Source organism: Hominiventricola sp., assembly GCF_057604405.1.
The window spans coordinates 1-2,582 of sequence record NZ_DBLYVB010000068.1; the positions used below are offsets into that span (position 1 = coordinate 1).

General features: G+C 47.5%; 5 protein-coding genes. All 5 read right to left on the reverse strand.

The features are described 5' to 3' along the window. Nucleotides 1-15: 15 nt before the first annotated feature. Nucleotides 16-324 (reverse strand): hypothetical protein, encoded by a 309-nt coding sequence (locus ACZMB2_RS13975; RefSeq protein ID WP_015528507.1) that lies wholly within the window; start codon nucleotides 322-324, stop codon nucleotides 16-18. Then, the gene (locus ACZMB2_RS13980; protein ID WP_015528506.1) at nucleotides 321-1,175 is read right to left on the reverse strand and encodes a nucleotidyl transferase AbiEii/AbiGii toxin family protein; all 855 of its coding nucleotides are present in this window, start codon (nucleotides 1,173-1,175) and stop codon (nucleotides 321-323) included. Before ACZMB2_RS13980 ends, ACZMB2_RS13975 begins: the two co-directional genes overlap by 4 nt. Continuing rightward, a complete protein-coding gene (locus tag ACZMB2_RS13985) occupies nucleotides 1,172-1,717 on the reverse strand; it encodes a type IV toxin-antitoxin system AbiEi family antitoxin domain-containing protein (protein ID WP_432764260.1) in 546 nt (181 codons plus the stop codon). Before ACZMB2_RS13985 ends, ACZMB2_RS13980 begins: the two co-directional genes overlap by 4 nt. Before the next feature lie 159 nt (nucleotides 1,718-1,876). Further along, a complete protein-coding gene (locus ACZMB2_RS13990; protein WP_054356925.1) occupies nucleotides 1,877-2,188 on the reverse strand; it encodes a CD1845 family protein in 312 nt (103 codons plus the stop codon). Between the two features lie 155 nt (nucleotides 2,189-2,343). Beyond that, nucleotides 2,344-2,582 (reverse strand): plasmid mobilization protein (locus ACZMB2_RS13995; protein WP_487597169.1); only part of this gene is annotated, 239 nt, incomplete at its 5' end.

Genomic DNA, 2,582 nt, shown 5'->3' on the forward strand with positions numbered 1-2,582 from the left:
TGCAGACCGCTTTTGCTATTCTATAAAATCGTCCTCGATGTCCTCTAACCGCTTCGGAGGAAACCTCATCTCGTATTGTTCTTTTGCCAGTGCACGAACTTCCGGGCGCTTATCTTTCATTCGGTTTTTCAGCCAGGAAATCTGCTCCTTTGATAACCGCCAAGGGAGATTCAGTAAGCGGTTTACTGTCATTTGCTCCGCTTGTTTCTCCGGCGATAAAGAAGCACAGGATTTACAGATGTGCGCCGCATGACCTTTGCCGGAAAATTTTTCGTTAGCCTTATATTCTCCGCAGACTTTACAATAATGTCCATGCTTCTTCATAGGCTCGATTCCTTTTCACTGAGCGCATATAAACTGCGAACCGCCCCCATGATGATGTTCCACTCCAGATCTGCCGCATAGGAAAATTTTTTACGGTACGATTCCCAAAGTTTCTGCATCACCGGACTATTTTCCACTTCTTCAAAAACTTCGGCAGCTTCTGCAAGATGTTGTTCTGTCCCGCGTTTGTGGGCAGTGGCCCGCAGCGCATCATGGAGCGTCTGCCGGTTCAATGTGTTCCCGTGGAGCTGATCCAGAATATAAATGTCATAGAAATCTCTCATGCGGGTGTTGGTGGTGGTTCTGGTGATGATTGTTTCCAGCTTTTCAGCCAGAACGGTTTCCAGATTGTATGCCCAAATGTCAATGGAGCGATCTTCCAGCATCAGCTTGAAAGAGTAGCGTACCTCCCTTGGGGTAATGGCATCCCCTGTGGAAATGTCAATCTTCAAAGGTGTCACCACACCGTCAAAGGTTGTAGTCATGCTGACCCGAATCCCAGGATACTCCGCTTCATCCATAATCTCTGAAATGCTTTTCAGCTGAAATTTGACGCCATCATCAATCGGCACACTCACAATAGCAGAAATCAGGTTCTCGATGTCCTCTACATTAACATTGGCTCCTTTTACAGTAGCGTCCAAGTCCATCGTGGAACGGGCATCCAGTCCAACCATTGCCGCTACCAGCATCCCGCCTTTCAGAATAAATTTATCACGATATTCAGAAAGGGAAATACGCTCCAGAAAACGCTCCATCATATAGTTTCGCATTAAAAGCTGTGCATCCGCAGATTTTTCTCTGGAAAGATTGCGAATCAAATCTTTTAGCTGCCTTGCTGTTTTTATCATAAAAGCACCTCCAAATACTGCCGTAAAATTTTTTCAACCCGGAACATACCGGCATACCGCATCAAAGTCCGCAGATCCTTGTCCTTTCTTCTGGCATACATTTTTAGCGCTCCTTGAAAAGTCTGTGTCTCCATGTTGTTCCGGCTGCGGAGCAGATCGCAGATGGTGCGCTCCATATCATAGATAGGAACCGTATGCCCAAAAGGTGTTTGGCCAGTTGTCAACCCTACCTCATATAGTTCTGGTTTGATGGTGTAAACAGAAAGCCCCTCTGCCTTTAAGCGAGTGGTGCTGTACCCTCTGCGCACCGTGATAGCGTATGGAGATGGTTCCCGGTCTGTCAGGTCATGGAAAAATAGCGCCGATTCATGGGAAAATACTGCCTGACCACATCGCAGATGTAACAGAAACATCGCATCAATCCAGGTGTCCTCGGAGACATAAATTCCGTGAGCAACCTGCTGAAGATTTTTCTCTTTGACATATTCATAAAAAATGGGTTTTACAATTCCGCTGGCGATTACCTGTGCGGTTTGCAGCATCCCATCATGCTCGGTCAGAAGTCTGTCTAACTGCTCAAACCGTTCTGATTTGGTCACATTCATCACTTCCTTTCGTGCTACTATTATACACGAATGTGGCACGGAAGTAAATATAGCAATTTAACAGACACTGTCTGGCATTTTTTGTGACCGCGCATTTTATCCATAAACCAAATCCTGAATGGCAAACTTCAAGTCCTGCACCTTGCCCAGCAGCCAGATGGCAGCCATCGGCAGACCATAGGGACTAATAAGGAATGCCATCACCAGCAGGATAATGCCGTTTTGCAGGGAACAGATCAGCAGAACCGCCACACCCAACAGTGCAACCATCATGCTGATAAGCCCCAGCACCAGACCGGAGACATAGACGATCCCCACACAAATCCAAACGAACAGGGTCAGCGCCAGAATCACCGGAACCATCACGATCTTCAACAGCAGTTTCAACAAAAATACCAATGCCCTCATTGTTATGCCTCCTCTCAAAATCACAGTTCCCGTTCCTGATTCCATTATCCCTGTCTCACAGCCAAAAGGCAAGGATACGGGCAAAAAGAAAAAGCGGAGGAAGGCGCGGCGAAGAAACGCCGTTCCTCCCTCCGCAAATGGGGTATTTGTCCCGGTTACGAAAGTTTGGAGAGTTGCGTCAGTATCTCTTTAACTCCGTCCCATAACTGTTCCTGCCGCTGGGATATATCCTCCAAATCGACATCATAAATCCGCCCGGTCTCATGCACCTTGCGGGTCAGCTGGTTTAAGTTGTTGCTGCTCCGGCGCAGCAGGGATACCAGTTCTTTCAGTTCCGGCAAATCCAGCTGCACCACATAGCCGTCCACAGCCATTTTCCGCAGATAGGCGCTCA

Coding starts and splice junctions, on each gene's coding strand:
- ACZMB2_RS13980 (WP_015528506.1), bottom strand. CDS start 1,175: ATGATAAAAACAGCAAGGCAGCTAAAAGATTTGATTCGCAATCTTTCC.
- ACZMB2_RS13990 (WP_054356925.1), bottom strand. CDS start 2,188: ATGAGGGCATTGGTATTTTTGTTGAAACTGCTGTTGAAGATCGTGATG.
- ACZMB2_RS13975 (WP_015528507.1), bottom strand. CDS start 324: ATGAAGAAGCATGGACATTATTGTAAAGTCTGCGGAGAATATAAGGCT.
- ACZMB2_RS13985 (WP_432764260.1), bottom strand. CDS start 1,717: ATGCTGCAAACCGCACAGGTAATCGCCAGCGGAATTGTAAAACCCATT.